The 23,118-nt window shown below is 61.2% G+C and carries 24 protein-coding genes; 15 read left to right on the top strand and 9 right to left on the bottom strand.

Annotated elements, in window-relative coordinates; translation table 11 throughout:
• Positions 1-53 precede the first annotated feature (53 nt).
• The 3 genes from BW978_RS10385 to BW978_RS10375 form a co-directional block, all read right to left on the bottom strand.
• Positions 54-620 carry a phosphoribosyl-AMP cyclohydrolase gene (locus BW978_RS10385; RefSeq protein ID WP_076394700.1) on the bottom strand — a complete coding sequence of 189 codons (567 nt, stop codon included), beginning with the start codon at positions 618-620 and terminating at the stop codon, positions 54-56.
• Between the two features lie 352 nt (positions 621-972).
• On the bottom strand, positions 973-2,433 hold the full coding sequence (locus tag BW978_RS10380) for a UdgX family uracil-DNA binding protein (protein ID WP_076394698.1): 1,461 nt from the start codon (positions 2,431-2,433) through the stop codon (positions 973-975).
• The gene (locus tag BW978_RS10375; protein WP_076394696.1) at positions 2,433-3,662 is read right to left on the bottom strand and encodes a putative DNA modification/repair radical SAM protein; all 1,230 of its coding nucleotides are present in this window, start codon (positions 3,660-3,662) and stop codon (positions 2,433-2,435) included. Before BW978_RS10375 ends, BW978_RS10380 begins: the two co-directional genes overlap by 1 nt.
• Before the next feature lie 267 nt (positions 3,663-3,929).
• Between BW978_RS10375 and greA the strand changes: the two genes are divergently transcribed.
• From greA to BW978_RS10360, 3 genes are read left to right on the top strand one after another with little or no spacing between them, the layout of a single operon-like run.
• A complete protein-coding gene (greA, locus tag BW978_RS10370) occupies positions 3,930-4,406 on the top strand; it encodes a transcription elongation factor GreA (RefSeq protein ID WP_054151746.1) in 477 nt (158 codons plus the stop codon).
• A gap of 22 nt (positions 4,407-4,428) precedes the next feature.
• On the top strand, positions 4,429-5,526 hold the full coding sequence (locus tag BW978_RS10365) for a glycosyltransferase family 4 protein (protein WP_076394694.1): 1,098 nt from the start codon (positions 4,429-4,431) through the stop codon (positions 5,524-5,526).
• Positions 5,527-5,529: 3 nt separating this feature from the next.
• Entirely contained in the window at positions 5,530-6,486 is a 957-nt protein-coding gene (locus tag BW978_RS10360; RefSeq protein ID WP_076394692.1) for a glycosyltransferase, read from the top strand.
• 9 nt (positions 6,487-6,495) lie between these two features.
• Here the strand turns inward: BW978_RS10360 and BW978_RS10355 are convergent, their stop codons facing one another.
• The gene (locus tag BW978_RS10355; RefSeq protein WP_054151541.1) at positions 6,496-6,963 is read right to left on the bottom strand and encodes an Lrp/AsnC family transcriptional regulator; all 468 of its coding nucleotides are present in this window, start codon (positions 6,961-6,963) and stop codon (positions 6,496-6,498) included.
• Positions 6,964-7,201: 238 nt separating this feature from the next.
• Between BW978_RS10355 and trxB the strand changes: the two genes are divergently transcribed.
• The 4 genes from trxB (at position 7,202) to BW978_RS10335 (ending at position 10,915) form a co-directional block, all read left to right on the top strand.
• Positions 7,202-8,179, top strand: a complete 978-nt coding sequence (gene trxB / locus BW978_RS10350) for a thioredoxin-disulfide reductase (RefSeq protein WP_076394690.1) — start codon at positions 7,202-7,204, stop codon at positions 8,177-8,179.
• Positions 8,180-8,199: 20 nt separating this feature from the next.
• On the top strand, positions 8,200-9,096 hold the full coding sequence (locus BW978_RS10345) for a LysR family transcriptional regulator VtlR (protein ID WP_076394688.1): 897 nt from the start codon (positions 8,200-8,202) through the stop codon (positions 9,094-9,096).
• A gap of 363 nt (positions 9,097-9,459) precedes the next feature.
• Positions 9,460-9,753: an ArsR/SmtB family transcription factor gene (locus tag BW978_RS10340; RefSeq protein WP_076394686.1), complete on the top strand. Its 294-nt coding sequence runs from the start codon at positions 9,460-9,462 to the stop codon at positions 9,751-9,753.
• A gap of 61 nt (positions 9,754-9,814) precedes the next feature.
• Positions 9,815-10,915, top strand: a complete 1,101-nt coding sequence (locus BW978_RS10335) for an alkene reductase (RefSeq protein WP_076394684.1) — start codon at positions 9,815-9,817, stop codon at positions 10,913-10,915.
• Between the two features lie 54 nt (positions 10,916-10,969).
• Here the strand turns inward: BW978_RS10335 and BW978_RS10330 are convergent, their stop codons facing one another.
• Entirely contained in the window at positions 10,970-11,344 is a 375-nt protein-coding gene (locus tag BW978_RS10330) for a DUF6220 domain-containing protein (protein WP_076394682.1), read from the bottom strand.
• Entirely contained in the window at positions 11,341-12,381 is a 1,041-nt protein-coding gene (locus BW978_RS10325) for an NAD(P)H-binding protein (RefSeq protein WP_076394680.1), read from the bottom strand. The genes BW978_RS10330 and BW978_RS10325 overlap by 4 nt, the downstream gene beginning before the upstream one ends.
• A gap of 93 nt (positions 12,382-12,474) precedes the next feature.
• Between BW978_RS10325 and BW978_RS10320 the strand changes: the two genes are divergently transcribed.
• On the top strand, positions 12,475-13,380 hold the full coding sequence (locus BW978_RS10320) for a LysR family transcriptional regulator (RefSeq protein WP_076394678.1): 906 nt from the start codon (positions 12,475-12,477) through the stop codon (positions 13,378-13,380).
• 80 nt (positions 13,381-13,460) lie between these two features.
• On the opposite strand, the gene BW978_RS10315 is transcribed toward BW978_RS10320, so the two are convergent.
• A complete protein-coding gene (locus BW978_RS10315; RefSeq protein ID WP_006725569.1) occupies positions 13,461-13,730 on the bottom strand; it encodes a DUF2188 domain-containing protein in 270 nt (89 codons plus the stop codon).
• Positions 13,731-13,859: 129 nt separating this feature from the next.
• Between BW978_RS10315 and BW978_RS10310 the strand changes: the two genes are divergently transcribed.
• The 3 genes from BW978_RS10310 to BW978_RS10300 all read left to right on the top strand — a co-directional run bounded on the left by BW978_RS10310 (position 13,860) and on the right by BW978_RS10300 (position 17,778).
• Positions 13,860-14,987 (top strand): calcium:cation antiporter, encoded by a 1,128-nt coding sequence (locus tag BW978_RS10310; protein WP_076394676.1) that lies wholly within the window; start codon positions 13,860-13,862, stop codon positions 14,985-14,987.
• 189 nt (positions 14,988-15,176) lie between these two features.
• Complete coding sequence (gene opgC / locus BW978_RS10305; RefSeq protein ID WP_076394674.1) at positions 15,177-16,382, top strand: OpgC family protein; 1,206 nt, start codon at positions 15,177-15,179, stop codon at positions 16,380-16,382.
• A 166-nt stretch (positions 16,383-16,548) separates the two neighbouring features.
• Positions 16,549-17,778, top strand: coding sequence for a PQQ-dependent sugar dehydrogenase (locus tag BW978_RS10300; protein ID WP_076394672.1), 1,230 nt, complete (start codon positions 16,549-16,551; stop codon positions 17,776-17,778).
• Positions 17,779-17,846: 68 nt separating this feature from the next.
• Here the strand turns inward: BW978_RS10300 and BW978_RS10295 are convergent, their stop codons facing one another.
• Positions 17,847-19,049 (bottom strand): pyridoxal phosphate-dependent aminotransferase, encoded by a 1,203-nt coding sequence (locus BW978_RS10295; RefSeq protein ID WP_076394670.1) that lies wholly within the window; start codon positions 19,047-19,049, stop codon positions 17,847-17,849.
• 62 nt (positions 19,050-19,111) lie between these two features.
• On the opposite strand from BW978_RS10295, the gene BW978_RS10290 reads away from it, so the two are divergent.
• The 4 genes from BW978_RS10290 (at position 19,112) to BW978_RS10275 (ending at position 22,369) form a co-directional block, all read left to right on the top strand.
• On the top strand, positions 19,112-19,708 hold the full coding sequence (locus BW978_RS10290; protein ID WP_139330420.1) for a hypothetical protein: 597 nt from the start codon (positions 19,112-19,114) through the stop codon (positions 19,706-19,708).
• Positions 19,709-19,856: 148 nt separating this feature from the next.
• Positions 19,857-21,005 carry a PQQ-dependent sugar dehydrogenase gene (locus tag BW978_RS10285; protein WP_076394666.1) on the top strand — a complete coding sequence of 383 codons (1,149 nt, stop codon included), beginning with the start codon at positions 19,857-19,859 and terminating at the stop codon, positions 21,003-21,005.
• Positions 21,006-21,544: 539 nt separating this feature from the next.
• Positions 21,545-21,760, top strand: coding sequence for a cold-shock protein (locus BW978_RS10280; RefSeq protein WP_006725577.1), 216 nt, complete (start codon positions 21,545-21,547; stop codon positions 21,758-21,760).
• 153 nt (positions 21,761-21,913) lie between these two features.
• Complete coding sequence (locus BW978_RS10275; protein WP_076394664.1) at positions 21,914-22,369, top strand: BA14K family protein; 456 nt, start codon at positions 21,914-21,916, stop codon at positions 22,367-22,369.
• Positions 22,370-22,430: 61 nt separating this feature from the next.
• Here BW978_RS10275 and BW978_RS10270 read toward each other — a convergent pair whose 3' ends face one another.
• On the bottom strand, positions 22,431-23,075 hold the full coding sequence (locus BW978_RS10270; protein ID WP_076394662.1) for an MBL fold metallo-hydrolase: 645 nt from the start codon (positions 23,073-23,075) through the stop codon (positions 22,431-22,433).
• Positions 23,076-23,118: the final 43 nt, after the last annotated feature.

Below are 23,118 nucleotides of genomic sequence, written 5' to 3'. Positions count from 1 at the left end.
CTCAGAGGCGCGCATCATGACCAGACAAGCTGAGGTTTGTTCGCCTGAATGCTTCAGTTGCCGGTATAGGGCAGCGAGGAGTGATGCAGGACGATCCGCAGATTGCCGGCATCGTCAAGCTGATAGCCCCAGGTCTTGTCGACTGTGGTGACCTTCCCTTCGGCATCGGAGATATGGACCTTGCCAATGGTCTGCGCAGTCTTGCCGCTGATGAAGATCGCCGAATTGTCGATCTTGACCGAGGTCCAGCCCTTCAGCGCAAAGCCGTTATCGGCCGGATAGTTCGGGTCACGGCCGACGAAATAGGCGAGTGCCCCTTCGGCCGTCGGGCGGAAGGTCTGCGGCTCGACGGTCAGCGTCGGCTTGAACAGCACCGGGCCGAGGTTATAGCCATAGGCTCCGTCAATCACCGCCTTGGCCGTTGCCTTGGCCTTGTCGATGCCGCCCTCCTTGTAATCCGTGGCGATCTTGACGAGCGCGTCGCCCCAGGCAACCTGAGCGGCCTCGACCTGGGCCTGGGTGATAGTGCTGTCGATGATCGTTGCCTTGACCGGCATCTCCGCCTGGGCGGAGAAGGCAATCATCACAGCAGCAAATGTCGAAACGGCAAATCTGAACATTTCTTAACCTCATTGGCGACGCTGGGACCATCCCAGTGCGTTGGCATGAAGATGCGTCGCGAAGCTGAAAGCTGCATGAGCCGAACATGAACGGAAGATTAAAGGGAGAGATTTCGAGCGGCGGCCAATCCGGCAGTCGCGGGGGCCCGGTCGATCAGCGCCGAGAGCCCGCCGCAAGACGGGAAAAGAAGCCGCCCCTGTATAGGCATGGCGCGCGACAGCTTTGCCGGCGGATTCGCGCTATACTGCTTGCTGGCGAAGGTGATGCCACTCCTGCTCGCCGTTATTGCGGCCCGCGTTTATGCGCGAACGGAAATCCGAAAGCCGCGTCGGCGGCCACAGAAGCACCTCGTCAAAGGGCTGGCAGCGTGTCAAAAAGCCGCCGCACACCTTGAAGATCCGACCGAAAGGCCTCCAGGCTTCGCGCCTTCAGGTCCGGATCCGGCATCCTGAGGATAGCCGCTGGATGCGTGGTCACAAGCAACATCCGGCCCTCCTGCATCGGGATCGGCATGCCCCGCACCTCGGCGATCGGCCGGCTCTCACCTGTCAGCGACAGATAGGCGGTCGCACCCAGGGCCACGACGATGCGCGGCCGAATAATCTCGATCTCCTTTGCCACCCACCAGCGGCAATGGGCCACCTCGCCGGCATCGGGCCGCATATGGATACGTCGCTTGCCGCGCCGCTCATATTTGAAATGCTTGACCGCGTTGGTGACGTAGACCTGAGTTCGGTCGATCCCTGCCGCCGCCACGGCCTCATCGAAGACCCGGCCAGCCGGGCCGATGAATGGCTTGCCCGCCAGATCCTCGGTGTCGCCCGGCTGCTCGCCGACGAACATGATCTCCGAATCCTTCGGCCCCTCGCCGAACACCGTCTGTGTCGCATGGCAATGCAGCGGGCAACGCGTGCAACCGGCTGCCTCGTGGCGCAGCCGTTCGAGCGGCGGCAGATCAACCGATGCCTCCTCGCCTTCTCGTCCCCGCCACTGAGCCTGCAGTCTCTCGTGAAAGGCTGGCGGCTGGCTCGCCTGCCGCTCTGCCATCTCGGCGACCCGCCGCTCTGCACCCGCAATCAAGTCTGGAATGAGCGAGGCTTCCGGCATGTTCTTCCAATACTTCTTCGGCATTTCCGACTGCATTGCCTTGATCTTCAACCGCGCCGGATTGAAGATATTGGCGAAATAGGTCCGCCAGAGCTCGTCGGTCTCATCCTCCGCTTCCGGCCGGGCGGCTGGTTCCTGCGAGCTCTTGAGGTCCCGCCCGTTCCAGGCCGCAGACCCCTTGGGCGTCGCAATCAGCCAGTCCATATCGGTGAAGCGCCGCTGAAAGAAACCGGCGGTGCGGGCAACGATGAAATGCTCCGGCTCGAACCAGGCGACGAAGCGCCGTCGCCCCGCCTGCACAGCATCGACCTCGCGAAACCGCACGAAAGCCTTCATCTTGTGGCTGTCGCGTCGGACATTCTTGATCAAGCGGACGAGGTCCGAGACATCAGGATCAGAGCTCACCTGCAGCAGCGCCCGTTCCGCCTGCAGCCGCCAGAGAATGCGATAGAGAAGTGAGAATCGATCCGGATCCGTATGGCAAATCGCCGCCTCCGCCGCCTCGATGAAGCCCTTCGGCACGGCGGTCCCGGATGGCACATCGACAGGCTCGGTCTCTGGCAGCATCGCGCCGAAGAGATCGGCCCCCTCGCCCGACAGCTGCCAGCGAACCTGATCCGGCGCCACCCGATCTGCCAGCAGCGCCCGCGCAGCATCACGCCACTCGTCAAACGCCCCCCGCCCTTCGAGCGTCACGGTTCGCATCAGAATAGCGACAGCTGCTCGGCCGGCGGCGCGAACACCGCCCGCAGATCCGTGCGGTCGAGACTTTGATGAGGAGACCAGCCTTCCGCGACGATGAAAGATCGTACCTTCTTGAGCGAAACGCCCAGCCGCGCCAGATCTTCCAGCCGCACGCGCCGATGACGGCGGGCCGAGAGCAAGCCGTTCACCGTCTTCGTCCCGAAACCGGGGACACGCAGCAGCGTCTCCCGATCGGCCTTGTTGACATCAACCGGAAAACGATCACGGTTCGCCAGCGCCCAGGCAAGCTTCGGATCGAGCTCCAGGTCGAGCATGCCGCCCTGCCCGATCGACGAAATCTCCTCGACTGAGAAACCGTAGAAACGATAAAGCCAGTCCGCCTGATAAAGCCGATGCTCGCGCATCAAGGGCGGCTTGATTAGCGGCAGGTTTTTCGAGCTGTCGGGGATCGGGCTGAAGGCGGAGTAGTAGACACGCTTCAACCCATAACTGCTGTAGAGCCGTGCGCTGGAGCCAAGGATCGTCGCGTCATTGGCGCCATCGGCACCAACGATCATCTGGGTGCTCTGCCCACCGGGCACGAACTTCTTGCGCCGCCCGGTGTGAGTCGGCTCGCGCGCCTCGTCGATCTTCAGCCTCAGATCTGCCATTGAACGGCGGATGTTGACCGGACGCTTCTCCGGCGCATAGCGCTCCAGCCCGTGATCGGTCGGCAGCTCGATATTGATCGACAGGCGATCGGCATAAAGCCCAGCCTCTTCGACAAGATGCGCGGATGCCTCTGGGATGGTCTTCAGATGGATATAGCCGCGAAAATCGTGCTTGGTGCGCAGATCCCTGGCGATCTTCACCATTTCAGCCATCGTATCATCCGAGGATTTGATGATCCCGGAGGAGAGAAACAGTCCCTCAATATAGTTGCGCCGGTAGAATTCGATCGTCAGCCAGACGACCTCGTCCGGCGTAAACCGCGCCCGTTCGACATTGCTCGAGGAGCGATTGATGCAATAAGCGCAATCATAGATGCAAAAATTGGTGAGCAGGATCTTCAGAAGCGAGATACAGCGGCCGTCAGGCGCATAGGCATGGCAGATGCCCGACCCCTCTGTCGAGCCGAGACCGCCAGAGGCGGACGAGTCGCGTTTGGTCGTCCCGCTGGACGCGCAGGACGCATCATATTTGGCGGCATCGGAGAGAATGGCGAGACGTTCTTTGAGCGACTTCTTCATGGGAATGTTCTCTATACGTTCCAACGACAATGGTCAAGTTTTCACCTTGCGACATTACGTCCACCGGGCACCATGATCGTTGATTTCGCTGATTTTTCTCGCCGTCAGGTCGGCTTTCGGAAGCGCCCGACGAAAACTCTGGAAATTGCGCAAAGCATTCTGCTATAGTCTGCCGTAACGTGATTTGTGACTGGTTCCGCAGCTTTGCTTCGGAACCTGTTTTCTTTTGTGCCCGCTCTCGCGGCCATGAAGACGAAGGAAGAGGAAATGGTAGACAAAGTACCGATGACGCAGAACGGTTTCGAAAAGCTCAGCGAAGAGCTGCGCTGGCGTCAGCAGGAAGAGCGTCCGCGCATCATCGAGGCAATCGCCGAGGCGCGCGCTCATGGCGACCTTTCCGAAAATGCGGAATATCACGCCGCCAAGGAAGCACAGAGCCACAATGAGGGCCGCGTCGGCGAACTGGAAGACCTGATCGCCCGCGCAGAGGTCATTGACCTCTCGAAGATGTCTGGCTCGAAGATCAAGTTTGGCGCGACAGTCAAGCTGATGGACGAAGACACCGAGGAAGAGAAGACCTACCAGATCGTCGGCGACCAGGAAGCCGACGTGAAGGCCGGCCGCATCTCGATCTCCTCGCCGATCGCCCGCGCGCTGATCGGCAAGGAAGCTGGCGACAGCATCGAAGTCGTCGCCCCCGGCGGCTCCAAGGCCTACGAAATCCTCGCGGTCAAGTGGGGTTGATCTAGGCCGGAAGGGCTCCTCTGTGGCGCAATCCCTCGACGACATCACGGTGATTGCGCCGCATTTCAAGCGGCGCCTCTCCGGCGTGACATCGACCGTGATCCAGCTCGTGCCGGAACAAAGACGCCAGGGTCTGGGCATCCTGACGCTTGGTCCCGGCCTGCCCGATCACCTGCCAAAAATGCGCTGGGCCGAGCTGCCCGGTCTCTGGAAGAGGCCGAACGCTACGCCTGCCCGCGTTTGGCATGCCCGTCGCAACAACGAGATGCTGGTGGGCCTGATCCTCCGCGACATCTTCCGCATGCCGCTGAAGCTGCTTTTCACGTCTGCGGCCCAAAGGCATCACAGCCGCTATACTCGCTGGCTCATCTCGAAGATGGATGGCGTGGTTGCGACGAACGGAAAGTCCGGTTCTTTTCTCAAGGTCCCGCATCGCGTCATTCGCCACGGTGTGGACCTTCAGCTGTTCCATCCGTCGGACGAGCTCGACACGAGCCTTCCCGAAGATCTGAAGGGCCGGCATCTGGTCGGATGTTTCGGCCGGGTGCGCCATCAGAAGGGCACGGATCTCTTCGTCCGGGCGATGATCGAGCTCCTTCCGAGCTATCCGGAATGGACGGCCGTCATTTCAGGCCGGATCACCGGCGAACACACGGCCTTTGCAGACAAGCTGAAGGCCGACATCGCGGCTTCAGGCCTGACAGACCGCATCCGTTTCCTTGGCGAAGTCGATGACATAAAGCCCTGGTATCGCCGCCTGAAGCTCTACGTCGCTCCCTCGCGCAACGAGGGCTTCGGCCTGACGCCGCTCGAAGCCATGGCCTCCGGCACCGCCGTGGTCGCAAGTGACGCCGGCGCATATGCAGAGATGATCGTTGAGGGTGAGACCGGCTCCGTCGTGCCGGCCGGCGACTTTGAGCGCCTGCGCGACGCAATCTCGCCCTTTCTCGAACCACAAAAGGCGATACTGGCCGGTCGACGCGGGCGCGAACATGTGGAGGCGGCTTTCGGGCTGGAACGCGAAGCGGATCAGCTGGCCGAAGTCTATGCAGGCCTGCTCGGCACTGCCCTGTCCCCCGCCAGCACGCACCCCAAGCCTGCAACATCCGGAACCGTTTGACCGATGGGCGACCGCGATCTCTTCGACATCCTCATCGTCAACAAGGACAACAGTTTCGGACTGACGCGCGACACGTCGCTGCTGATCGAAGCGCTGGCCTCCATCGGCCGCTCCGAGGGTGTGGCAACCAAGGGCATCCGGGCGCGAAAGTTTTTCGACCGGATCCTCGGCCGCAAGCAGGCCAAAACCATCATCCATATCGAACGCGCCTTTCCGCACTGGTTCACCGCCAGCAGGTTCAACTTGCTCTGCCCGAACCAGGAGCGCTTTCCGCGCCGCCACATTGGCCGACTGAAGGGCATTGACCTGGTTCTGGCCAAGAGCCGCCATGCCGAAGAGATTTTCCACAGCCTCGGCGCCCCCACTGCCTATGTCGGCTTCACCTCTGAAGACCGGTACGACAAGAGCATTGCCAAAAACTGGAACAGCTTCTTTCATCTGGCCGGCGGCAGCACGCTGAAGGGCACGGAAGACGTCATCGAATTGTGGTCCCGTCATCCGGAATGGCCGGAACTGGTTCTGGTCCAGCGCGATCCGCATCCGAAGGCCGCCGGGATCCCCAATATCCGTCTGGTCAGCGGCTACATCACCGATGCCGAACTCAGGCAATGGCAGAACAGCTGCGGGATCCACCTCTGCCCCTCTCGCTCGGAAGGCTGGGGGCATCATCTCGTCGAAGCCCTCTCCGTCGGGGCAGTGACAGTCACCACCGACGGCCCGCCGATGAACGAGCACGTGACCGCCGATTGCGGCATCCTCATTCCCTATGGACACACGGAGCCCAGGCATCTGGGCACCAGCTATCTCGTTGATCTCCAAGCGATGGAGACGGTCATCAATGATATGCTGACCATGGACGTCGCGCAGAAACAGGCGCTGGGAAGTGCTGCGCGCCAACGTTTCATCGAGATCGACACAGGCTTCCGCACAAGACTGGCGGAAGCGCTTAAGCCCTTCTGAGCCGATCGCTTAGATCTCCACCAGACCAACCTTCTTCACCTGCCGGATCGTCAGCATCGTCCTGACCGTGTCGACATGTTCGTTCGCCGTCAAAACCTCGATCACGAAGTCCTGGAAACGCGTCAGGTTTTCCGCCACGCAATGTAGCAGGAAATCGCTGTCGCCGTTCACCATCCAGGCCTGACGGACGATCGGCCAGCTGTCGGTCGCCGCCGCAAAGGCCTTCAGATTGGCTTCCGACTGGTGCTTCAATCCCACCATGCAGAAGGCAACGAGATCATAACCCAGCCGGCTGGCATTCAGAATAGCGTGATAGCTTTCGATCACGCCGGCCTCCTCGAGTTTACGCACCCGGCGCAGGCAGGGCGGCGCCGAGATGCCGACACGTTCGGAGAGTTCCACATTGGTCATGCGCCCGTCCCGCTGCAATTCTTTCAGAATGCGCAGGTCGATGGCGTCGAGTTCTACCTTGAGCACGGTCGATCCTTTTGAAGATGTGTGCGATATCTACTCCTTCAGACGTAATTGGCAAGAATCCTCCGCGTTCACGCACAATTATTGCGCCGACGCGCAAAGCTCTGTTGCTAATGCCGGGCCATGCCTTGAATTGCTTGTCGCTTCGATCCTAAATGGGCGACAGTTGCGCAACGGTCGGGCTTGCCTGCGCTTGATACCCCCGATCGAAGACGAAGACCGCGCATTGAAAGGAAGCGACATGACTGCCCGCCACACCAAGGTGCTGATCATCGGCTCCGGCCCTGCCGGCTACACCGCTGCGATCTATGCCGCCCGCGCCATGCTGAAGCCGGTTCTGATCGCCGGCATGGAACAGGGTGGTCAGCTGATGATCACCACGGATGTGGAGAATTACCCGGGCTTTGCCGATCCGATCCAGGGCCCCTGGCTGATGGAGCAGATGCTCAATCAGGCGGTCCATGTCGGCACGGAAATCGTCAGCGATCTCGTGACCGAGGTGGACACCAGCCATCGTCCGTTCACCGTGAAGACCGACGGCGGCCAGATCTGGACCGCTGACACGCTGATCATCTGCACCGGCGCCAAGGCCAAGTGGCTCGGCATCGAGAGCGAGCAGCATTTCCAGGGCTTCGGCGTGTCCGCCTGTGCCACCTGCGACGGCTTCTTCTATCGCAACAAGGACGTTATCGTCGTCGGCGGCGGCAACTCGGCTGTCGAGGAAGCCCTCTACCTCTCGCATATCTGCAAGTCGGTCACTGTCGTGCATCGCCGTGACAGTTTCCGCTCGGAAAAGATCCTGCAGGAACGCCTCTTCGCCAAGGAGAACATCCGCGTCCTCTGGAACACGACCGTTGAGGAAATCACTGGCGCCCCGGCCAAGCCGCCGATGCCGCCGTCTGTCTCCGGCGTCAGGCTCAAGGACGCGCTGACCGGTGCCGTCACCGACATGCCGATCGACGGCGTCTTCGTCGCCATCGGCCATGCGCCGGCCGTCGAACTGTTCAAGGACAAGCTGAAGCTGAAGTCGAACGGCTATCTCTGGACTGCGCCAGATTCGACGGCAACCGACGTGCCCGGCGTCTTTGCCGCCGGTGACGTGACCGACGACGTCTACCGCCAGGCGATCACCGCCGCCGGCATGGGCTGCATGGCAGCGCTCGAGGCCGAACGTTACCTCTCGGCCCTGCCCGTCGAGACACAACAAGCCGCGGAATAACCGCCATGAGAGGGGGCGGCATGCCGCTGGACTGGGACAAACTGCGCATTTTTCATGCGGCCGCCGAAGCTGGGTCCTTCACCCACGCGGCCGACAAGCTGCACCTGTCCCAGTCGGCGATCAGCCGCCAGGTCTCCTCCCTGGAGCAGGACATCGGCGTCAAGCTTTTCCACCGCCATGCGCGCGGCCTGATCCTGACCGAACAGGGCGAACTGCTCTATCGCACCGCCCATGACGTTCTGCTGAAGCTGCAGACAGTCAAGATGCAGTTGACCGAGACGACCGAAAAGCCCTCCGGAAAGCTGCGGGTCACGACCACTGTCGGCCTCGGCCAGGGCTGGCTGACCGACAAGGTGCAGGAGTTCCTGCAGCTCTACCCTGACATGTCGATCCAGTTGCTCCTCGACAATGAGGAATTGGACGTCAACATGCGCCATGCCGACTGCGCCATCCGGCTGCGCCAGCCGCAACAGTCGGACCTCATCCAGCGCAAGCTGTTCACCGTGCATATGCACGTCTATGCGGCCCCCTCCTACATCAACCGCTACGGCGAGCCGCAGTCGATCGAGGATCTCGATAACCACCGCATCATCACCTTCGGCGAACCGGCACCGAATTACCTGTTGGACGTCAACTGGCTGGAAGTCGCCGGCCGCTCGTCCGACAATCCGCGCTTGCCGCATCTGCAGATCAACAGTCTGACCTCGATCAAGCGCGCCTGTCTTCTGGGTATCGGCATCGCCATGCTCCCGGACTACATCGTCGGCCGCGATCCGGGTCTGCTGCAGCTGGTCACCAGTGCCGACGTGCCTTCCTTCGACACCTATTTCTGCTATCCCGACGAGATTAAGAACGCAGCAAAGCTCAAGGCTTTCAGGGACTTCATCGTCGCTAAGGCCCGCAACTGGAACTTCTAAAGGCAGCCGTTCGGCTGCCTTTTAGTAGGTTGCGCACACAGACTTGCGCATCGTGCATGCCTGACATGCATAAAAAAGCATTGTTCACTGCACAAAAAACCATCATATCGCACGCAGCTGATGCACATGGTGGCTTTTTCCTCCCAGTTCCACCGCAGCAGCTGTTCCCCTCTGGAGGTTTTTGACCTTCACAATTCAAAGGGCCCTGGTTTTTCCGGTGGCCCTCTTTTTTTGTTATTTTGTTGGAACAATAGATCCCTCGAGCCGTTACAGCGTCTGGCGGAACTGACGCCGGGCCTCTCAGTGCCCGACGGCAGAGATGTCTCCGCAGCAGACTGAAAATGCAGACGATTTGGAGGGGACATGTTCCTGGAGGACGTGATGAAAGCGCTGGCTCACCCGGTGCGCATGGAAATGCTGGTTTGGCTGAAAGAACCAAAGGAGTATTTCGGGGTTCCCAAAGAGGATGCGGCCGATGGCATCAGCGCCGGCCAGTTCGAGCGGTCCGGCCTGTCACAATCCGCGGTTTCAGCCCATCTTGCCACGCTTCAGCGCGCAGGCCTGATCAGTTCCAAGCGTGTCGGCCAGCGGGTTCTGTACCGTCGAAACGAAGAGACGATTGCAGAATTCGTCAAGTCCTTGAACACCACGCTTTGATGCCCCACATCGGGGGTGCCGACGACAACCTTCCCGTCGTCGGAAACTCCCGAGAGGTTTCATGTCCAAGCTTTTTGAACCGACATCCGTCGGCACCACCCCCGTTTCCAACCGCATCGCCATGGCGCCGTTGACCCGCAACCGGTCGCCGGGGGCCGTCCCGAACGAGATCAACGTCGAGTATTATCGCCAGCGTGCGACTGCCGGCCTGATCATCAGCGAAGGTACGGCCATCACCCACCAGGCGCAGGGCTATGCCGACGTGCCCGGACTCTACAAGTCCGAAGCCATCGAAGGCTGGAAGAAGGTCACCGACACCGTGCATGCAGCAGGCGGCAAGATCGTCACGCAGCTCTGGCATGTCGGCCGGATCTCGCACACCAGCCTGCAGCCCGAGGGTGGCGCTCCGGTCGCTCCCTCCGCCATCGCGGCGCAGTCCAAGACCTATATCCTCAATCCCGATGGTTCCGGCGCATTCGTCGAGACGTCCGAGCCGCGTGCTCTGGAAACGGCAGAACTGGCCGGCATCATCGAAGACTACCGCAAGGCGGCACGAGCTGCCATTGAAGGCGGCTTCGATGGCGTGGAGATCCACGCTGCGAACGGCTATCTGCTCGAGCAGTTCATGCGTTCGAACAGCAACCAGCGCACGGATCAATACGGCGGCTCGATCGAAAACCGCATCCGCCTGACGCTCGAAGTCGTCGAAGCCGTGACCAAGGAAATCGGCGCTGAGAAGACCGGCATCCGCATTTCGCCGACCACCCCGGCCAACGATGTCTCCGACCCCGATCCGAAGGCCGTCTACACGGCACTCGTTGAGGCGCTGGCAAAGTTCGACCTCGCCTTCGTGCACGTCATCGAAGGCGCGACCGGCGGTCCGCGCGATGTCCTGCCCTTCGATTGGAAGGCGCTCAAGTCCGCCTATCGCGATGCTGGCGGCAAGGGTGCCTGGATTGCCAACAATGGCTATGACCGCGCGTCTGCGATCGAAGCCGTCGAGAGCGGCTATGCCGACCTCGTCGCCTTCGGCCGCCCCTTCATCGCCAATCCGGATCTCGTCCGCCGCCTGAAGGAAGATGCAGCCCTCAACCCGCTGGATCAGGCCACGCTCTATGGCGGCGGCGCGGAAGGCTACACGACCTATCCGGCGCTTGCCTGACATGACGAGGGCACCCGGTTCTGCCGGGTGCCCTTCTGTCGGCGTCTGACATCGTCAGGGCGCTGTGCGGCCGACCAGCCTTACAGTGATCAACCCCATCAACATCCCATTGACCGGATGGAGCGCTCCCAGCATCGGCAACGCATCACCGACCCCAGCAAGCGCGACCTGAAGCAAATAAACGGCAAACAAGAGGGCGCCACTGCGGCGATACCCGCGCAGCGCTTGCGACAGCGACAACAGAAAGAGCGCGAGCACCGGCAGTCCGAGCGCACCTCCCGTTGCCGCATGCAAGTCCCATCCTGCCCCGGCACCGAAGACCGTCATTCCGGCGAGGAAGAACTGCCCGGCGACACCGCCAAGCACCACGATCGCCAGCCCTCTGAAGACAAGCACCGGAAACGGCATGCTGCTGACCGCCGCACTCATTGTTCGCCTCCGGCGACACGCAGCATCGGATCGCGCATGGTCAGGTTATCGGGCTCGACCAGGCAGCCAAGGCTCTGAAGTGTCGCCTTGACCGCGCCATCGATCGGCGTATGGGGCTCTTCCCCAAGGAATTCGACGAGACGAGAATTGTCGAGCCTGATCGTTTCGCGCCAGAGATAGCGCATCTCATGCAGTTCCCGGATCAGGGGCACGAAGGGACGGGCAAACCCCGCCAGACGCCAGGGAAAGCCAATCGTGAGAATGCGCGGCCGGCCGACGGCCCGACCGATCGCCGCCACCATTTGCGTGCCATCCGGATCATAGAACCCATCCATGTGAAAACGGGCGAAGCGTGGCAGAGCATCAGCCCGATCAAGCAGTCGCATGAAGGTCTCGGCAACATCCGGCAGATAGGCCCAGGCATGCCCGACACCCTTGCGCCCGGGATTGACGACGAAGCGCACTGGCTTTCCGGGTTGCACGAGGCCTTGCGCGAACCAGTTGTTGCCGGCATCGGGCCCAAAGAAGTCTCCGGCGCGCACGATCAGCACGGGCACGCCTTCCTCCGCCGCCTTTTCCAACCGCCGCTCGAGCTGCACGCGGATGCGACCCTTGACCGTTTCGGGCTCCTGACGGCTGGCTTCGGCTACGATCGGGAAGGTATCGCGGCCGAAGTTATAGATGGTACCGGGCATCAGGATGCGCGCGCCGACAGCCCGGGCGGCAGCAATCGTGTTGTCGATCATCGGCAATACGAGCTTGGCCCAGTTCTGATAGCCGGGCGGATTGACGCCATGCACGATGACGCTTGCGCCTTCCGCTGCCCGCAAGACATCCTCGGCCCGCATTGCGTCACCCCTCACCCACTCGTAAGCCGGTCGAGCAAATGCTTGGCGCTCCGGTGCGCGGTGCATTGCACGAACGCGGTAGCCGCGCTGCAGGAGTGCAGCGGCCAGCGCCCCACCGATACCACCCGTTGCCCCGAGGACCAGTGCAAGAGGCCGCTCCAGTGATGTCGTTTTCGGTTCGTCTGTCATAGTCATCTCCTGTAATTGAAACTGGAGTGAGTGTGACAGCTGACGAAGATATTCAGAATTGCCAAGGAAAGTTGAATCGATATACAAAAATGAATGAGCATCGATCAGATCAGCTGGGATCACTACCGAACCTTTCTTGTCGTCGTCGAGACTGGCTCCCTTTCGGCTGCCGCCCGTAAACTGGGTTTGACCCAACCCACGGCGGGCCGACATATCGAGGCGCTGGAACAGGCCTTCGGCGCGCCCCTCTTCCTGCGCAGCCCACAGGGACTTCTGCCCACGGAAAAGGCACGCGCAATGCAGGGACATGCGCATGGCATGGCCGCAATGTCCTCGGCGCTCGCCCGCATCGCCTCCGGCGACATGGAGACGGTGCGCGGCACGGTGCGCATCAGCGCCAGCGAGATCATCGCAGTCGAAACCTTGCCGCCGATCCTCGCCCAGCTGCAGGAGAACCATCCGGGCCTGGAGATTGAACTATCAGCCTCCGATGCCGTCGAGGACCTGCTTCGGCAGGAAGCTGACATAGCCATCCGCATGGTCCAGCCCCGACAGGCGGCTTTGATCAGCCAGCGGATCGGCAAGCTCTCGCTCGGCTTTCACGCCCACCGGCGCTATCTGGACCGCCATGGCATGCCGACCACCTTGAGCGATTTTGCCAACCACCGCCTGATCGGCTTCGACAGACAGCTTGCCTATATCAGGGACATCCTGAAGCAGCGGCAGGATCTGGCCGGCATCGGCTTCGACTTCCGCGCCGACAGCAATCTGGTCCAGCTCGCCGCCATCCGTGCCGGGCTCGGCATCGGCATGTGCCAGCACGCCATCGCAGCCCGTGAACCAGACCTCGTGGAAGTCCTGCCGGGAACACTCGACATATCACTCGAAACCTTCGTCGTGATGCACGAAAATCTGAAGGCCGTGCCGCGCTATCGCGCCACCTTCGATGCTTTGGTTTACGGCCTCAACGACTGGAAGAGGCTGTCTCGCGACGCTTAGACGCCGCCAAGACAAGTGGAATCGAGACGTGAACGAACGACCTTAAACAGTTGAAAAGACTCACGCTCTGATACGGGCCATCAGGCCGGAGGCCTCTGCTCGTCGACAAAGGTATCGACGATCTCGACCTCGGGACGATCGCCGCCATCGCTGTATTCTTCTCGCCAGCGTCCCGCTTCGTCCTGATAGCTGATCGTGACCGGCTCGTCGCCGACCTGCTGCTCCAGCATGACGATGCGTGCGGCTTCAAGGGCCTGGTCATGGGTCGGGAACGCTTCCGAATAGGCGCCACCGAGCCGATAGGCCCAACCGCCATCATGAGGAACGATCTCGTAGATGATCTTCACCATGGCCTTCTCCTCCTAGGCTAAGAAGGAGTATTCCATCAAAACGGCCCCGGCGCAAACGGACGATCAAGAGCACGGGGAACAGCGGGGCGTCCCTTGCCGTTACGGCAGCGGAATCAGGAGAGACAAAAGATGGTGTCGCGCATCCGGCAGGAAAGACTTCTCCTGATCCCCGTCATTGCAGCAGTCCTTGCCCTGTTTCTCGAACATGCCGTCCTCGAGGCTGGCCAGATCGCCTCCCTTCTCGGAGCCGCAGCACTGATCGCCGCCATCGTCGTCGGCTCGATGCGCGTCGCCCATCATGCCGAAATCCTCGCCCACAAGGTCGGCGATCCCTACGGGACGATGATCTTGACGCTCTCGGCAGTAGCAGTCGAAGTCCTGATCCTCGCCATCATGATGAACAATGGCGCCTCACCGACTCTGGTGCGCGACACGATCTACGCAGCCGTCATGCTCGACATCAACGGCATCCTTGGCCTCGCCGCCCTGCTCGGCGGGTTGAAGCATGGCGAACAGCCCTACAATGACGACAGCGGCAAAACCTATGGCGTCATGATCCTGACAGCCATGGGCATCTCGATGATCGTGCCGGAGTTCGTCCCCCGCGATCGCTGGCAATATTACTCCGTCTTCACCATCTGCGCGATGATGGCCCTCTACGCGCTGTTCCTGCGCATGCAGGTCGGCACGCACAGCTACTTCTTCTCCTACAGCTATCCCGGCGGCCACCCGGATGTCGCTGCAAGCGAAACTCCGCCTCGAAAGGCCCATGACCACACGACCGTTGAGGCCCGGCAGGACAATTCGACCCTGTGGTCGATCATGGTCATCCTCGCAGGCGTGGTGCTGATCGGCATCCTGGCGGAAGTCATGTCGGTGCTGATGAGTGCGGGCCTCGAAGGCACGGGCGCGCCCGTCGCCCTGACGGCAATCCTCGTCGCCTCCATTTCGGCTGCTCCGGAAATCCTCACGGCCTTGCGCGCCGCCTTGCGCAACCGCATGCAGGCGGTCGTGAACATCGCCATGGGCGCCTCGCTCTCCACCGTCATCCTGACGGTCCCGGTGATGGAGGCGATTGCGCTTTACACCGGCCAGCCCTTCGTCATGGCGATGACGCCGGTGCAGACCACCATGGTCGCCATTACCCTGGTCGCAGCCGCGATCAACCTTAACGATGGCGAGACGAACGCCATCGAAGGCATGACCCATTTCGTCCTCTTTGCCACCTTCATCATGCTCGCTTTCCTCGGCCTTTGAACACGCATGATTCGCTCTGTCTGCGGCATCCGACCACGGATGCGTGAGCAAAGAGGCTCGGAACTTTTGTCAAAAATCGCCGTTCCCTCCGCACGGATCGGCCCCCATGGGCCTCCCGCCGCATTCTCAACATGATGCGGATGATGATCGCCGCCGCGGGTGACCGGGGGGCCAACTCGGGAGTCGAACGTGAAGAGATTGGACGTGATCGATGGCATGCGGGGTTACTTCCTCGTCTTCATGCTGATCAACCATTTGGTATTCACCGGGGGCCTCTGGCTCGTCGAAATCAACCACCGCAACCTCGCCTTCGTCGAAGATGCCCAAGGCTTCGTCTTCCTGTCGGGCCTGCTGACCGGCATGGTCTACAGTCGCAAGATGATGAAGGACGGCTATACGGTCGGCCGCGACAAAATCTGGTCCCGCGCGCTGGAACTCTACCGTTATGCCATGGCGATCGTCCTGATCGTACTCGCCTTGCAACTGGTCCTGCCGGGTGCGGTTGGAGCCTGGAAGAACTGGCTCGGTGATGCAAGCCTGCTCGATCCGAGTTCGCTCGCGCCGGTCGCCACTTTCCTCGTCCAGCCGACCTTCATGGACATCCTGCCGCAATACATCGCCTACATGGTCTTCGCCCCCATCGTCATCTGGCTTTGCCTGCGCGGCCATTGGCTCGGCGTCGCCATCGGCTCGCTCTTGGTCTGGCTGGCCGCCCAGCTCGGCCTGCACCGCATCGTCACCTATCCGCTTGATGCCTGGCTCGCCGGCGCACCGGACAAGGAAGGCCTGCGGGTGTCTTTCAACCTTCTCGGCTGGCAGATCGTCTTCTTCGCCGGCATCATCGCCGGTACCCTGACCTCGATGAAGAAGATCGAGTGGCAGAAGGTCTTCGATCCAAAGCGCACCACGCTTGCCTGGACGGCGCTTGCGGTCACCCTCTTCTTCCTGCCACTCCGCATCGCAACCGCTCACGGCTTCATGCCCGGCTTCGTGCTCGAAAAGTTCGGCCTCATGGAAGTCCGCGCCGATTTCGGTCCGGTCTACCTCATCAACTTCGCAGCCGTCGCCTATGGCCTCGCCTGGATCCTGGTGGCCGGCCCGCGTCACGAGAATGCAGTGATCCGCAAGATCGCGTCGACTTTGACGAGCCTCTTCACGCTGAACTTCCTGCAGCTGCTCGGCCGTCACTCGCTGCAGATTTATGTCTGGCACGTGCTGATCGTCTATGCGGTCTATTACATCGACGCCCGCACGCCGGAACTGTCGCAGCTGACCAAAACGGCCATCACGATCGGCGCGCTCGCCATCCTCGCCCTACCGGCCTTGTGGCGAGACCGCGAAAAAATCTTCGCCAACGCGCCTTACGTCGGCAGCTGGATCAAAACTCCGGCATGAGGAGAAACCATCAGAGCGGGCCCCTGGGCCCGCTCTTTCTTTGAGATCAGTCCGCTCCGCACTCACCATCCGATAAAGCGAACTTGATCGGGCGTGCTCTACTGAGATGGAGCTTTCAGACCACTTAGGCGTTGAACGGGTCCAATCATTCGACCAGGAGGAATTGATGAAGCGTCTACCCCAAATTCTCGCCGGAACCATGCTGAGCGTCAGCCTTGTCTCTTTTCCCGCCTTTGCCCAGCAGGCCGGGACGCCAGTCGAGACCCAGGCACCCAACGCACCCGACCAGCAGCCGGCCTTTTCCGGTCAGACGCGAGCACCGCAACCGGCGGAAGTCGTTAGCATCAAGACCGAGGTTGTGGCCGAAGGTTTGCCTCATCTCTGGGCGATGGAATTCCTCCCCGACGGGCGCATGCTGGTCACCGCAAAGCAGGGCGCCATGCATATCATTGGCACCGACGGAACGGCCGGCCCGGAGATCGCCAACGTTCCGGAAGTCCTTGCCGATGGCCAGGGCGGCTTGCTTGACGTTGCGCTGGCACCCGACTTTGAAAGCTCGGGCAGGATTTTCTTCTCCTTCGCCGAACCGCGCGATGACGATGGCAACGGCACATCCGTTGCCTCTGCACGTCTCGTCGCTGACGATCAGGGCGGTGGTGCCTTGGAAGACGTCACCGTGATCTTCCGCCAGACCCCGGGCTATGACGGCAACAAGCATTTCGGCTCCCGGCTCGCCTTTGGTCCGGAAGGTGAGCTCTATGTGACGGTCGGAGAGCGCTCCGACGCCGAGCCACGCGTTCAGGCCCAGGACCTGCAGAGCGGTCTCGGCAAGATCTTCCGCATCAGCCAGACGGGTGAAGCCCTGGAAGGCAACCCTTTCATCGGCGAGGATGGCGCCCAGCCGGAAATCTGGTCGCTCGGCCACCGCAACCTCCAGTCGGCCACGACTGACGGAGAGGGTCGCCTTTGGACGGTAGAGCATGGACCCAAGGGCGGCGACGAGCTGAACCTTCCGGAGGCCGGCAAGAACTACGGCTGGCCGGAAGTGACCTACGGCGTCGAGTATAGTGGTGCTGCAGTGGGCGAAGGCATCACGCAGATGGCCGACACTGAGCAGCCCATCTATTATTGGGATCCTGTCATTGCCCCCTCGGGCATGGCCTATTATGACGCGGACGCCATCCCCGAATGGAAGGGCGCTTTCCTCGTCGGCGGTCTCGTCAGCCAGGGCGTGGTCGTGCTGCACATGGAGAATGACCGGGTAAAGCATGAGGAGCGGGTCGACCTCGGCGCCCGCATTCGCGACGTGAGAGTAGGCCCCGACGGCGCGGTCTACGCTGTCACCGAACAGCGCGGCGGCGGCAACTCGACGATCATCAAGCTGACCAAGGGTTGATCATTATTGTCAAAGCAAAAGGGCCCGCAACGCGGGCCCTTTTCTTATGATTTGAACCAGAAAATCGTTTACTTCAGCGAAGCGCAGAAGCGCTGGATGCGGCTGCAGGCCTCTTCCAGCTTGGCATTCGAGGTTGCGTAGGAAACGCGGAAGTTGGGGCCAAGACCGAAGGACGAGCCGTGAACGGTCGCGACGCCTTCGGTCGCCAGCAGCTCCATGACGAAGTCTTCGTCGCTTTCGATGACCTTGCCCGACGGAGCGGTCTTGCCGATCAGCGCAGCACACGACGGATAGACATAGAAGGCGCCTTCCGGCTTCGGGCAAACGATGCCGGACGCCTGGTTAAGCATCGAGACGACGAGGTCACGGCGCTCTTCGAAAGCCTTCTTCGATTCCGTGATGAAATCCTGCGGACCATTGAGTGCCTCAACGGCCGCCCACTGGGCAACCGAGCAGGCGCCAGACGTCTGCTGGCCCTGGATCATGTCCATCGCCTTGATCAGCGGCAGCGGGCCGGCGGCATAGCCGATACGCCAGCCGGTCATCGCATAGGCCTTGGAGACACCGTTCATAGTCAGCGTACGGTCGTAGAGCGCCGGCTCGACCTGGGCCGGCGTGTAATAGACGAAGTCACCGAAGACGAGATGCTCGTACATGTCATCGGTCAGGACCCAGACATGGGGGTGCTTCATCAGCACGTCGGTCAGAGCTTTCAGTTCGTCCTTGCTGTAGGCAGCACCCGACGGGTTGGACGGCGAGTTGAACATGAACCACTTGGTCTTCGGCGTGATCGCCTTGTCCAGCTGCTCGGCGGTCATCTTGAAATTGTTCTCGATGGTCGTCTCGACCGCAACAGGCGTGCCGCCGCACAGCGCAATCATTTCCGGATAGGAGACCCAGAATGGCGCTGGGATGATCACTTCATCTCCCGGATTGATGGTCGCCATGAAGGCGTTGAAAAGAATCTGCTTTCCGCCAGTGCCGACGATCACCTGCTCCGGCTTGTAGTCGAGACCGTTCTCGCGCTTGAACTTGTCAGCGATCGCCTTGCGCAGCTCCGGAATGCCGGCGACCGGGGTGTACTTCGTCTCGCCACGAGCAATGGCGGCAACAGCCGCGTCCTTGATGTTCTGCGGCGTATCGAAGTCGGGCTCGCCGACGGAAAGTGAAATGACGTCTTTCCCCTGCGCTTTGAGTTCCCGGGCCATCTGCGTGACGGCGATGGTCGCGGAAGGCTTGATGCGGGAAAGGGCGTCGGCAAGGAAAGCCATTGTGCAGGTCCTGAGCTGATTGAACATCGACCCCGCTCTCCGGGGCCTCAGATCCAAGCTCTATGGCGAAAGAGCCCCGGCCTTTCAAGCCAAAAGCACGGATGACGCAAGAGATTTGCGTCACCATTCCAATGCGTCTGTGGGCACGATTTCCCAAGCACCGCCGAAATCACAATTCGAGTTGGGAAACGCCACAATTTCGTCGCCATGACGACGCGATCACACGGTTTCATGCGGTCAGGACAAGAATGAAGGTGCCTGTCATGGATTATGAATTGGAAGCATGCACGCCACCCTCAAGGCGAAGCCGTTCGCTGGCCTGGCTTGCCGCAGCCAGCGGCTTGGCTTTGGCTCTCTTCATGTTCGGAAGCCCCGGTGCCGCCTCGCCGCCCAGCCAGGACAAGATCATCGTGGCACCGCAGACCTCCACCATCTCGGCAGATCGCCTGACCACCGGCAGCATCGTCCCGGCCTCCCCCGTCCGACTGGTCGATGTCCCGGCCTCCGCGATGAAGCACCTGCCCCTTCCGCAAAAGGAGCGTCATGTGCTGATTGTCCTCCTCTTTGCCTGCTTCAGTGTCATGGCGGCCGGAGGCTTCGCCCTTTGGAGGCGGGGATGGCGGGAGATCGTTCAGAGCAAAAGCGACGATCAGCGGTAGACGGGAGGTCGACCAACGGGGAATGACGACGCCTGCTGAATGCTGCGCCTTCAAAACTACGTCATGAGGCGTGCGCGGGCTTTGAGACGTCTTGCCAGCTTTATTTCAGTCCCCATCTTCTCGGCGAACAATCGGTCGCGATGAGGAGATGAAGATGATGAACCCCTTCGACAAAATCGTGCGGCTGTGCGCGCCGGTCCTTGCCATCTCCTTTGCGACGTCCGCATCTGCAGATGAGCCCAGGGAGATCCGGGCCGGCAACGTCACGGTAGAGGTCACCAGCATCGCCGGGGACCTCGAAAACCCTTGGTCGGTTGAAGTACTGCCGGATGGCGGGTATATCGTCACCGAGCGGCCCGGCCGGATGCGCATCATCCGTGATGGCGAAGCCGGTCGCCCGCTCGGTGGCTTGCCGCGGATCGCGGCCGTCGGCCAGGGTGGACTTCTCGACCTCGCCCTCTCTCCCGACTTCGCCGAAAGCCGCCGTCTCTTCTTTACCGCAGCCGTGCCCGGTCCGGGTGGCCAGGGCACGGCCGTCTTCTCCGCCCGCCTGAGCGCGAACGAACGACGCCTTGAGGATGTCCGTCGGATCTTTCTTATGAACAAGCTGACTGGCGCCGGCCAGCACTTCGGATCCCGGATTGCTGTCGCCGCCGATGGCAGCCTGTTTTTCGGCATCGGCGATCGCGGAGAACCGGACCGCGCCCAGGATCAGGCCGATCACGCCGGCAAGATCATGCGCATCAATGCCGACGGCACCCCCTCTTCCGCCAATCCCGGCGGGCAGTCCCTTCCCGAAGTCTGGTCGAGCGGTCACCGCAACCCGCAAGGCATCGTCATCGATCCCGCCGACAACAGGCTTTACACCGTCGAACATGGCGCGCGCGGTGGTGACGAGATCAACGCGCCCGAAGCGGGCAACAACTATGGCTGGCCCGTGATCTCCTATGGCAAGCACTATTCCGGCGCCGAAATCGGCATCGGTCAGTCCGCCGATGGCTACGAACAGCCGCTGCACTACTGGGACCCTTCAATCGCGCCGGGAGCGCTTGCGATCTACCGTGGTGCCATGTTCCCGGAATGGGAAGGCGACTTCCTGGTCGCAGCCTTGAAATATCAGCTGATCGCCCGCATCGAGCGCAACGATGACGGCTCCGTCGGTAAGGAAGAGCGCATTCTGCAAGGCGACTACGGCCGCATTCGCGACGTCAAGGTCGCGCCAGACGGTTCCATCCTGCTGGTGACCGACGAAGAGGATGGACAGCTTCTGCGCCTCACCCGTGCTGGCCAGACTTGAGGAGACGCCGCCTGCCTCTCATCCGCTAGGCATTTGATCCATGTTTGGGGCCAGTTTGCCTGACAAGCCTGCCCCCCGCAGGATGCGAGACCGTCGAACACGGAAAATTTTCACCCGCAAATTTCCGTGTTCGAGAGGGGTTTTGTCTCAATCTCCATCGCAAGCGATGCAAATTTTCTTCGAAATGGCGTGACGAGGCCTTGCGACGGTAACGAATCACTCCATTCGCACTGAAAACAAAGGAGTCTCGCCCCAGACAGGGTTAAAACTTTCGCTTGCCAATTTCCGACAAACCAAGCAATCTTCGCGCGTTCGGGCAATTTTGCGAGCATGGGAAGACCTATAAATGAGTGCGCGCCGGGGACGCTATAACAACCCCGGGCAGGCTAACTTGAGAGGATGGAAACATCGTCGGGAGTTAGACTGCGGTAACAGGGCCCCTTTCCTCTAATTTCGACAAATGCCTGTCGCTCACCCGCTTGCGGGTACATTGCAATGCTGCCCCGCCGAATACGGGCAGAGAGAAAAGGACCTGACGCATGGCCGAGACTGGCACTGTAAAATTTTTCAACACTGACAAGGGCTTTGGCTTCATCAAGCCCGACAATGGCGGCGCGGACATCTTCGTCCACATCTCCGCCGTTCAGGCATCGGGCCTGTCTGGCCTGACCGAAAACCAGAAGGTCAGCTTCGACACAGAACCCGATCGCCGTGGCAAGGGCCCTAAGGCCGTAAACCTGCAGATCTCCGGCTGAACTGAACCGGTTTTCTACGAATTGCGGCCCGGCATTCATGCCGGGTTTTTTCGTTCAGCCTGCGTTCAGGCAAGGCCTCCTAGATTGCGATCATCGCCGATGGCCCGAACGCCACATCGGCCAGATAGTTTCTGAAGGTCGAGGAACGACGTCATGATGAAATTCGCGCAACACGCACTTCTCGCGGCTGCAGTCACCCTGACGCCGATCGCTGCGGCAAGCCAGGCCGAAGCCGGCGACCGGCATTATCGGCATCAGCGCGGCGATGATGCACTCGCGCTGGGTGTCATCGGTCTAGCAACCGGCCTGATCGTCGGCTCGGCGATCGCAAGCCCGCCGCCGCAGCGCCGTGCCTACATTGATCGCCCCGTCTCGGTCTATGACGAGCCCGACTACTATGTAGACGATTACCCGCCTCCGCCGCCGCGCAACACCTATCGCCCCCGCCCGGTCTATCAGCAGCCGCGCCCGGTGGTTCAGTCCTATGGCATCGAGCCTTGGACTGGCGCCTGGCATGACTACTGCTCGCAGCGCTATCGCAGCTTCAACCCGCGAACCGGCACCTTCGTCGGCTATGACGGCCGCACACATTTCTGCACGGCCGGCTAAGCCGAACCGTACCCGCACCGCAGAATGACAAAAGCGCCGGTCACCCGGCGCTTTTTCTCGTTCAGAGGCCTTGGATGAAGGGATTGGATCGGCGCTCATCGCCGATACGGCCACCCGGCCCGTGACCGCAGATGAAGCCGACGTCGTCTCCGAGCGGCAGCACCTTGTCACGGATCGAGTTCATCAGCGTCTGGTGGTCGCCACCCGGCAGATCCGTTCGTCCGACCGAACCGCTGAACAGGACGTCGCCCAGATGGGCAAACTTCTGATCGCGATTGAAATAGATGACGTGCCCCGGTGCATGGCCTGGGCAGTGGTAGACCTCGAAAACGTGATCGCCGAAGCTCACCGTATCACCGTCTTCAAGCCATTGGTCGGGAAGCACGCTGCGCAGTCCCGAAATGCCGTAACTCGCCGCCTGCGTCTCGATGCGCTGCAGAAGCGGCAGGTCGTCCTTGTGTGGTCCGATGATGGTCAGCCCGGTCTTTTCCTTGAGCTCGGCAGCACCTCCCGCATGATCGAGATGCCCGTGCGTCAGCCAGATCGCTTTGAGGGTCAGTCCATTCTCAGCGACCACCTGCAGGATGACATCCACATCACCGCCCGGATCGACAATCACGCCCTCGCGCGTCTCGTCGTCGAACAGGATCGTGCAGTTCTGCTGAAAGGGGGTTACCGGAATGATCCCCGCCTGTATCTGTCCCATGGGCTTGCTGTCCTTCTGATCGTGATCGACATGCGCTCTATCA

The sequence above is a fragment of the Rhizobium sp. RU33A genome, from assembly GCF_900156055.1.
In the GTDB taxonomy this organism is placed as follows: domain Bacteria; phylum Pseudomonadota; class Alphaproteobacteria; order Rhizobiales; family Rhizobiaceae; genus Allorhizobium.
The sequence above is the reverse complement of the archived record's forward strand: the minus strand, read 5'-3'. Positions and strand labels throughout refer to the sequence as shown.

Excerpts from the sequence above, each read along its gene's own strand:
- BW978_RS10285 (WP_076394666.1), top strand. The coding sequence starts at position 19,857 with ATGAAGATGATGAACCCCTTCGACAAAATCGTGCGGCTGTGCGCGCCG.
- BW978_RS10375 (WP_076394696.1), bottom strand. The coding sequence starts at position 3,662 with ATGAAGAAGTCGCTCAAAGAACGTCTCGCCATTCTCTCCGATGCCGCC.
- BW978_RS10335 (WP_076394684.1), top strand. The coding sequence starts at position 9,815 with ATGTCCAAGCTTTTTGAACCGACATCCGTCGGCACCACCCCCGTTTCC.
- BW978_RS10360 (WP_076394692.1), top strand. The coding sequence starts at position 5,530 with ATGGGCGACCGCGATCTCTTCGACATCCTCATCGTCAACAAGGACAAC.
- BW978_RS10330 (WP_076394682.1), bottom strand. The coding sequence starts at position 11,344 with ATGAGTGCGGCGGTCAGCAGCATGCCGTTTCCGGTGCTTGTCTTCAGA.
- BW978_RS10295 (WP_076394670.1), bottom strand. The coding sequence starts at position 19,049 with ATGGCTTTCCTTGCCGACGCCCTTTCCCGCATCAAGCCTTCCGCGACC.
- BW978_RS10320 (WP_076394678.1), top strand. The coding sequence starts at position 12,475 with ATGAGCATCGATCAGATCAGCTGGGATCACTACCGAACCTTTCTTGTC.
- BW978_RS10275 (WP_076394664.1), top strand. The coding sequence starts at position 21,914 with ATGATGAAATTCGCGCAACACGCACTTCTCGCGGCTGCAGTCACCCTG.
- BW978_RS10310 (WP_076394676.1), top strand. The coding sequence starts at position 13,860 with ATGGTGTCGCGCATCCGGCAGGAAAGACTTCTCCTGATCCCCGTCATT.
- BW978_RS10325 (WP_076394680.1), bottom strand. The coding sequence starts at position 12,381 with ATGACAGACGAACCGAAAACGACATCACTGGAGCGGCCTCTTGCACTG.
- BW978_RS10290 (WP_139330420.1), top strand. The coding sequence starts at position 19,112 with ATGGCGAAAGAGCCCCGGCCTTTCAAGCCAAAAGCACGGATGACGCAA.
- BW978_RS10385 (WP_076394700.1), bottom strand. The coding sequence starts at position 620 with ATGTTCAGATTTGCCGTTTCGACATTTGCTGCTGTGATGATTGCCTTC.
- BW978_RS10300 (WP_076394672.1), top strand. The coding sequence starts at position 16,549 with ATGAAGCGTCTACCCCAAATTCTCGCCGGAACCATGCTGAGCGTCAGC.
- greA (WP_054151746.1), top strand. The coding sequence starts at position 3,930 with ATGGTAGACAAAGTACCGATGACGCAGAACGGTTTCGAAAAGCTCAGC.
- BW978_RS10280 (WP_006725577.1), top strand. The coding sequence starts at position 21,545 with ATGGCCGAGACTGGCACTGTAAAATTTTTCAACACTGACAAGGGCTTT.
- BW978_RS10270 (WP_076394662.1), bottom strand. The coding sequence starts at position 23,075 with ATGGGACAGATACAGGCGGGGATCATTCCGGTAACCCCCTTTCAGCAG.
- BW978_RS10340 (WP_076394686.1), top strand. The coding sequence starts at position 9,460 with ATGTTCCTGGAGGACGTGATGAAAGCGCTGGCTCACCCGGTGCGCATG.
- trxB (WP_076394690.1), top strand. The coding sequence starts at position 7,202 with ATGACTGCCCGCCACACCAAGGTGCTGATCATCGGCTCCGGCCCTGCC.
- BW978_RS10345 (WP_076394688.1), top strand. The coding sequence starts at position 8,200 with ATGCCGCTGGACTGGGACAAACTGCGCATTTTTCATGCGGCCGCCGAA.
- BW978_RS10380 (WP_076394698.1), bottom strand. The coding sequence starts at position 2,433 with ATGCGAACCGTGACGCTCGAAGGGCGGGGGGCGTTTGACGAGTGGCGT.
- BW978_RS10315 (WP_006725569.1), bottom strand. The coding sequence starts at position 13,730 with ATGGTGAAGATCATCTACGAGATCGTTCCTCATGATGGCGGTTGGGCC.